Source organism: Virgibacillus sp. (assembly GCF_013393565.1).
Lineage (GTDB): Bacteria > Bacillota > Bacilli > Bacillales > Amphibacillaceae > Virgibacillus > Virgibacillus dokdonensis.
Genome location: NZ_JABXHF010000050.1, coordinates 24812 through 32876, shown reverse-complemented (window position 1 = coordinate 32876; position 8065 = coordinate 24812). Strand labels below are relative to the sequence as shown.

The 8065-nt window shown below is 35.9% G+C and carries 6 protein-coding genes; all 6 read right to left on the bottom strand.

The features are described from left to right. Positions 1–427: 427 nt before the first annotated feature. The gene (locus tag HLX49_RS11545) at positions 428–2275 is read right to left on the bottom strand and encodes an LTA synthase family protein (RefSeq protein WP_296362040.1); all 1848 of its coding nucleotides are present in this window, start codon (positions 2273–2275) and stop codon (positions 428–430) included. Further along, positions 2263–3885 (bottom strand): aminotransferase class V-fold PLP-dependent enzyme, encoded by a 1623-nt coding sequence (locus tag HLX49_RS11540; RefSeq protein WP_101934133.1) that lies wholly within the window; start codon positions 3883–3885, stop codon positions 2263–2265. Before HLX49_RS11540 ends, HLX49_RS11545 begins: the two co-directional genes overlap by 13 nt. Further along, complete coding sequence (locus tag HLX49_RS11535) at positions 3885–4442, bottom strand: glycerol-3-phosphate acyltransferase (RefSeq protein ID WP_237342750.1); 558 nt, start codon at positions 4440–4442, stop codon at positions 3885–3887. The genes HLX49_RS11540 and HLX49_RS11535 overlap by 1 nt, the downstream gene beginning before the upstream one ends. A gap of 240 nt (positions 4443–4682) precedes the next feature. After that, a complete protein-coding gene (locus HLX49_RS11530) occupies positions 4683–5228 on the bottom strand; it encodes a DUF6944 family repetitive protein (RefSeq protein WP_101934135.1) in 546 nt (181 codons plus the stop codon). Between the two features lie 208 nt (positions 5229–5436). Beyond that, positions 5437–6129: an OmpA family protein gene (locus HLX49_RS11525; protein WP_077704840.1), complete on the bottom strand. Its 693-nt coding sequence runs from the start codon at positions 6127–6129 to the stop codon at positions 5437–5439. Continuing rightward, a complete protein-coding gene (locus tag HLX49_RS11520; RefSeq protein WP_296362033.1) occupies positions 6119–7948 on the bottom strand; it encodes a MotA/TolQ/ExbB proton channel family protein in 1830 nt (609 codons plus the stop codon). Before HLX49_RS11520 ends, HLX49_RS11525 begins: the two co-directional genes overlap by 11 nt. Positions 7949–8065: the final 117 nt, after the last annotated feature.

Here is an 8065-nt window from a genome sequence, read left to right as displayed (position 1 = left end):
ATAATAGGCTAAAGGTGACCCATTAACAAACTCTACATCATATTCTTTCAAGTCGATTAATGCGATTTCTATTTGTTTATCGATACGTTTGGCTACACGTAAAACGTCATGTACTACTTGCGACGTTTTTTCTCCGACTAATGAGCCGGCTATTCCAACAAGTTTCACAGCTGTCCCCTCCTGCTTTATCTATGAATAGCTAATATATGTTCAAGTTGAAAATAATACTATAAATAAACTGTTACAAGCTCAATCGAAATACGACTGGGACTATGCAACCGATGCTTACGTGCCTATATAAAATTTTAAACAATTATTTCAGTTGCTATAGATGTAATAAGCATGCACAAAGAATAGCTTACCGTAGATATAATAGCAAATTTTTTGCTTCATCCTGCTTCATCAAATGGTCATCTCCACTTCGAGGCTATTTTCCGATAAAGCGAAATAGATCACCAAGGATAATTTGATCTGAAGCATATAGTTCATTTCGTGCCGTTTCTAAATAATCATTACATGTATTTGATTCGACAACCTGTTGCTTGTGCTTATCATAACAACGACCATTTACATAAGCATATTTATCTGTGACGATGCTTCCATCGCGAAACACAACAGGGGCTTCATTATCTCTCGTAAATAGATTACGACTAAAATTCATTTGCTCCCTATCTCGTACCCCTATTAATTCTAAAACAGTTGCATGAATATCAATCGTTCCTCCCACTGTTTCTATCTTTTTTCCTTCTTGTCCTGGTACGTGGATAATTACTGGCACCTTTTGTAACTCAAGGTGGCTCATTTCCGTATCCTCTTGCCCAAGTAATTCATAAACACCAGCTTCGTATTTTTTGGAAATACCATAATGATCTCCATAGATAACAAACACTGTATCTTCATACATATCTTTTTCCTTTACTAATTCAAAAAACCGTTTTAACGCTTCATCCTCATACCGAACGGTTGTTACATATCGATTAACAACACCTACAGATGTATTCGCGGGTGAAATAGATTGATCCTCTTCTTCTAATAAAAATGGAAAATGATTCGTTAACGTCAGGAAACTTGCCATATAAGGTTCAGATAAATGAAGTAATTTTTCCATTGATTGTTCAAAAAAGGGAATATCCTTTAACCCATAATTAACCGAGTTTTCTTCCGTCACATGATAATCTTTTTTCGAGAAAAATGTATCGAACCCTATCGATCGATACATATCGTCTCTATTCCAAAATGAAGCATCATTTCCATGAAAAGCAGCAGCCGTATAGCCATTTTCTTCTCGCAAGATATACGGTAGGGATTGAAATTCATTGTTCGGTCTGCGAACAAATACAGATCCACTTGGTAAAGGATATAAGCCAGTATTAATCATAAATTCAGCGTCAGATGTTTTTCCTTGCGCTGCTTGGTCGTATATATTGTTAAAATAAAAACTGTCTTGAATCAGCTCATTTAAAAATGGGGTTATTTCTTTGCCATTCACTTTTTGGTTAACCACAAAATTCTGTGTAGACTCTAAACTAATAAAAACAACATTCTTTCCTTCCGCTATTCCAAATTCCTGAAACGAATCCTTTTCTTCATTACCTTGGATATACGATTGTACTTCTTTTACATCTGCCTCATCTGCAAAAGCTTTCATTACGGGAGATTTAACACCATTTGCTATATTTATCAGCTGATAATTATATAAACCTAATGACTTCACTAGTTCTTCACGATCGTAATCTGTTTGTAAAAGAAACGGATTTTGAATGAGCGCAATGACCAAAGTAAAGACAAGCAACCCCACACCAGTAAAAGCATATCTTTTCTTATTAGGTACTACTGGATGGTTTTTCTTTCTGTTCATTTTAAAAATAACATACCCAATAACTACAACATCCACAAATAACAACGTATCAAGCGGGGAAAAGAGTTCAACCGTGCTAGGTCCTAAACCTCCTACATTGTTCAATTGTAGTAAAACAGAAACGGTAACAAAATCAATATAAAACCGATAATACAGCACATTTGCATACAATAAGCCTAACAATAATAGATAAATGATAAATAGCATAAGTGGAGACAAACGTTTTCTCCAAAAGAAACTAAGCCCAAACATGATCATAATAATGCCGATCGGGTTGATAAAAACGATCATGATATCAAACCAAGAATAAAGCGGTAATTGAAAAGTAGTAAAAGAAATAATGACTGATTTTAGCCATAATAAGATAATCAACGTCATCAATACATTTCTTTCTATCAACAGGGTTAATTTTCGCATGAATGAATCTCCTTCTCTCTAGCAAACTGTTGATATACCTCAACAATAATCTCTATGCCCTTCCTGATATGCGAAGCTTGTTGTTGTCCCATAATAGCCACTTGAAACCAGTTATGGTTTAGTAAATAACTGCTTTCATAACTAACTTGAACCCCTTTTTGTTTCAACACATCGCCGAACTGACGTGAACGAATTTCAGGAGGTAGACAAACCGTCACAATACCCGGAGAATAATTTTCTCCTGTGAGCACTTGCATGCCAACGCTTTGAAATGCATTGCTTATATCTCGAAATAGCTTTGTTTTATCTGGACAAAACTGCTGTAAAGCAGCTTGCATAGCAAACAAACTATTCGATGAATGCGTAAACGGAATACTATCGCTTGTTTGATACCTACCAAGGTCTAAATAACTAGGTATTGAATTTTGTGGAAAAAGCTTCTCGTGATGAAACACAATAGCTAATCCCGGGTATGAACCGATACCTTTTCCACTTACCGTGCTTGCTAAATAAACGGACTCTAAATGAAGCGGTAGAACACCAACCGTACTACAAGCATCTATACATAAACGGACACCATATTGGTTACATAGCTGCTTTAATTCTTCCAATGGATAAACATAGCCTGTTGATGTCTCGCAATGGACAGTCCATAGCCATTCTATTTCTGGATGCTCAACCAATGTTCGTTTTATTTCTTCTAAAGTAATCGGTGCACTCCACGACTTAGAAATGCTTTGGAAAGAAAGACCAAACCTCACAGCTTGATCCATTAAACGTTCTCCAAATTCGCCATTTGACAGAATTAACCCTTCACCTGGAAGTGTTGTTAACTGAGCAGCAATCATATCATTCGCAAGTGTACCTGTACCTACTGCAATTTCTACATAATTAGCATTGGTTACATCACATAATTGTTGCTGTACCTCTTCCATTACTTTATGTACATCCTTCGCACGATGAGATATAGCTTTATCACTCCATGCTTTTTTTACAGCATCGGAAACCTCCACAGGACCTGGAAGGAAATTATAATTGTCTTGCCGCACTTCTTTTCGCAACATTCGTTCAAATAATTTAGAGGCACGCTCAAAGTTTTTCTTCGTTAAATACATAGGTTGATACGGTGCTTCTTCCGTTCCAACTAATGGTCCAAACGCTTTAAACCCTAAATGTTTATAGAGCTTTGTTTGCCTTAATGTTCCAGAAATAACCGCCATATTAAACCCTCTTTCCAAACAATAGTCTACTAACATTTCACAGAGACCATAAAAGATGCGCCCTCCTCGATACTGCTTTTTTATAGCTAATAAACGTATTTCACAAGGGATAGCAGATACAGGTAAATAATCATCTACATTATCTAACTTTTTGTCAAGCGAAAATGGTCTTTGATTATGAACCGAAATCATTCCAATTACTTCCTTGCCTCGTTTAGCAATAACATATGTATTCTTATCGTCAAAACGGTCTACTAATCTATGGTCGCTATTTTTTTCATGCTGTGGAATCTCTTCAACAAACGTTTCATAGTTTAAACGATAGATTTGCTCTAACTCTTCTTCTAAGTCTGCTATCTTATAAATTACAAAGTATGATTCTTTCACCATTAGTCCCCATTTCTATGCATAATTACAACAACAGACAGCATCATGAAAAAAACTACTGTCAACTCGATATTTCTATAGAAAATGAACAAGTTTAACGGGATACTACTAAACCCAATCATCGCTATTAACATAAGATTTTTATGAAGTTGATACCCTAGCAAGATGATAAGCCCACAAACAACTAAAGGAATAGGGGCTAACATAAGTGCTGTAGCTAAGTATACAACTACTCCCTTCCCTCCACGAAAACCTAGTTGTACTGGCCATAAATGACCTAGGAGAAGGGCAATAGCCATACACCCTAGTATAATCGTATCCATTTCCCAAAAGCTGATAGCTATCCATAACGGAATAATTACCTTCCATGCATCTATAATTACTGTAACAATAAACGCAGAACGACTAAAGACCCTTCCCGCATTTCTAGCTCCAGCATTCGTACTACCTAATTCTCTAATATCTTGTTGATAATATAGTTTACCAACATAATAAGCGCCATTTAAACAGCCAAATACATATGCAACCAAAATCCAAATGACTTTTTCCAGTGGATTCACCCCACATCGAATATATTCCTATTCTCTTTATATTCTAACATTATAATCCAAAAAATTTTAGCTTTCCAAAAATTATTCTCAAAGAAAACCATTATGATTTTACCATAAAGTGTTAGAAAAACTTGACTTAGCCAAATCATGATGGCGAAAGCCTTCGTGTTTCTTATACGATAAACCAAAAAAACGTATGCTTTCCTTTAATGTAAAAAGAAAAGCACCCATTAGGATGCGTTTCAATAACTATTCTTCTTGAAATGCTCCAATAAATGATATAACGGCGCCTACTGCTTGTATCCAACTTCCTACAACCCCAATTATAGGCTGATCCGACTGCTTGTTTTGAAGCGTTTGAATGCCGCTTATTGCTTGTAAAGAGTTACCAATACCTTGCAATAAGGCTCCGATAGTATTTTCCCACACACCATTTGTGTTATCAGCCCATTCATCAGTAGCCACTAGAAAACTCCCCAATGCCTGCATCCACAGTCCTGTTATAATCAATTTTTCTTCTGTTATAGGATCTGAAGAACGATAAATCAACATTCCTACTATTACAGTTGAATTGCCCGTAGCTTGAATTTGGTACCCTAATTTTTCAAAAGAAGCCTCGCTTTCACCTTCAGCAGTCACGCCGCTTCCTAGAGCTTGTAATACATTCCCTATTAATCGAAGTTGAAAACGTTGATCTTTACTTAAAGATAACTGGGGAGTGCTACCGATTGCCGCTTGTATCGTTCCAATTGCCGAAAGAAGAGATCCCGTTATTTCCTTTAGATTAGATGTCATTTGATACCCATTCCATCATTTTCTGAACTGAACTTTTACGTATTCAATAACTAGTGTATGACAGATATCGTATAAATGATTCTGCTAAAAGTGATTTTCCGGCTTTAAAGAGACGAAGATAGGGAAAGTTGTCATTTTTGATGCAGAAGCCTCTCTGCAATTACTCTCCTATCGTGTCTTGCAAAACGACTGTGCTTATTCCCTCCTTCTACCCACCTAAAATCTCTCTTGTTTTATCCAATATTTCTTCGTCCTTCAGTCGAAATTTGAATTCCACTCTACGGGAAGCTTCTGCACTATAATTCCCGTTCTCATCTGCTCTTACGTCGGAGAATGATTTACTATTCACCGTTAATTTATTTGCTAAATGCTGCTGGATATTCTTGTATGGAAAATCATCACTTAATAGGTAGGCAGCAACACTATATGCTCTATTCTGTGCTAACTGTAAATTATATAAATACGACCCATCACGGTCCGTATGACCTTCAATAATGATCTCTGCAACATACTCTTCGTACCCTTCTTGCAACAAAATATCCAAATATTTGGGTACAAATTCGTCTAAAAAAGTATAAGAGTTAGCCTTTAACTCGTGCTTATCATAGGCAAACAAAATCTCTGTGTTAAAAATGATGGCGCCCGTCTTTTCGTCTACTTCAACACCTAATTCAGAACCACCGAACTCTTCTTTTAAGTCTTCCACTAACTTTGCTCGTACACCCATAATTTGGTCTAACGTCTTTTTCATTTCTTCTATTTGTAAGGATTTAATAATCATCATAGCAACAAAAATTAGAATAAAGCAAAGTAAAATCGTTGTAAGTAAGTCTGTAAATGATGGCCAAAAATGTCCTTCGTCCCTATTCTGCCTAAATAAACGCTCATATTTAGTATTCATTTTGGTTCAGCCTTATCGCATTGTTTGAAGTGTAATTACGTTGAGAAAAAGCAGCCAATTGTTGGTTTAACATGTGAATTTCCCGCTGCAGATCCTGTACGCTTTGTTGGATTGCCCTTACTTGATTTTGCTGTGTCGTGTCATTCATTCTTCTTAGTTCATTCCATTCATTTCGCAGCCCTTCATTTACTTCACGCATGGACGCTTGGAGAGCTTGACCAATTTGATCTAATCGTTTTCCTACAGACCCTTCCAGATTATGAACATAATTGGCTAACGTATCCTTTAATATATGCACACTATTATCCAACTGGTTCTCGCGTTGCTGATGTGTTTGCGTCATTTGGGAAATGGTTCCATTTATTTCTTGTAACAATTGACTATTTTTCATATCCATTTGTTCAAAAGAACTTATCGTTTGCTGCAAATGTTTTTCAAATGCCATCGTATTTGTAGCCTGTGATTTTATATGATTGCTAAATGTACGGTTAAATTCTTTTAATTCTTGGAAACGATCCGATAATAAATGTTTATATTCTGCTTGCGTTTGGTTAATGACTTCAAGTGCATTTGGAAGCTGTGTTAAACCATCTCCCATTTTATCAAATTCTCTCGACAATCCATATAGTTGTTCAATTACACCTGATAGCTTTGTCGATAGATCCGCACCAAATATGGACCTAAATTCTTTGTTCTGTGCCTCCATTTGCACAACGAGTTGTTTGCTCTTTTCCTGTATCGAGGTGAAATTCTGTTGTAACGATGCCTGTTCATCTAATAAAGTAGATGTGAATTGTTTTATTTCCTCTGTAGAATCTAAAAAATTTTTCAACATGTCCATTTGCGAAATCATTGCTTCTTTTATCTTCTCATACGTTTGTTCGAACGCTTTTACCTGTCGTTCGTTATGGCTATCCATACGTTTGAAATACGTAAATAATGTAGCAAAATTTTCGTTTAGATTGTCCGTTCCCGCAGCAAAACTATCGGTTACTTTTTGCATATGTGTAAATAATTGCTGAAATGATTCGAGATTATCTGAAAGCCCATGATTAAATGCAGCTAAGTCTTTAGCGGATTGTTCCAAACTTGAGGTGTAATTTTGAAATCCAGCAAAGGCGGCTTCTATTGTTTGAAAGGACTGTTGATTCGACTTTTGTAAATGCTGTATGGACGTATTAATCGCCTCTGAAAGGCTTACTAATTGTTGCAGTCCATTTTCCTCTGTGCCTTCTAATCTCGTCTCCGTCATAAGCATAATATCTGTTAACATAAATTCTGTATTAAATACCTTTATTAATACCGTCATCACTAATGAAAATCCCATCCCAACAATGCTCGTATAAAAAGCAACATCAATACCGGCTAATACACTTGCTACCCCTGTAACCACATCATTTCCTTGTAAATCAATACTACTTAAAGAAGAGGTTAAGCCAATAAATGTGCCAAGTACTCCTAATAATATAAACACAGACACAGTCATTTGCACCATTTTAATGAGACTAACGACAGAAATTTGCCATATACGCCAATTCGAAAATTGCTCTTGAACAAATGTCTCCACTTTAACCATTTCTTGTTTTTGCTTTTGTTCATATTGTTCTTTCAATGTATTTAACGGCTCTACATTCAAATTCCCCGTTGCTTTCAGGTGATTTCTGATCGTTTTTAATTTATTGTAAATGGTAATATGAATCAGCAAAGCCAATAGAAACATGACAAACAGGACAACAAAAATAAACTCAATAACGGAGCTGCTTAAAATAGCTTCCACTCTTTGTTTTGATGTAAATAATTCAAGAATAAATTCAACCATGCATTCTCCTCCTACTACGTCCCAAATGTATTACTATATAGATATTCAAGGCATGTTCTAATCATGAATATAGATAGGAGAGAATCCGTTATTTTATTGTCTGATTAAAAAATGAAT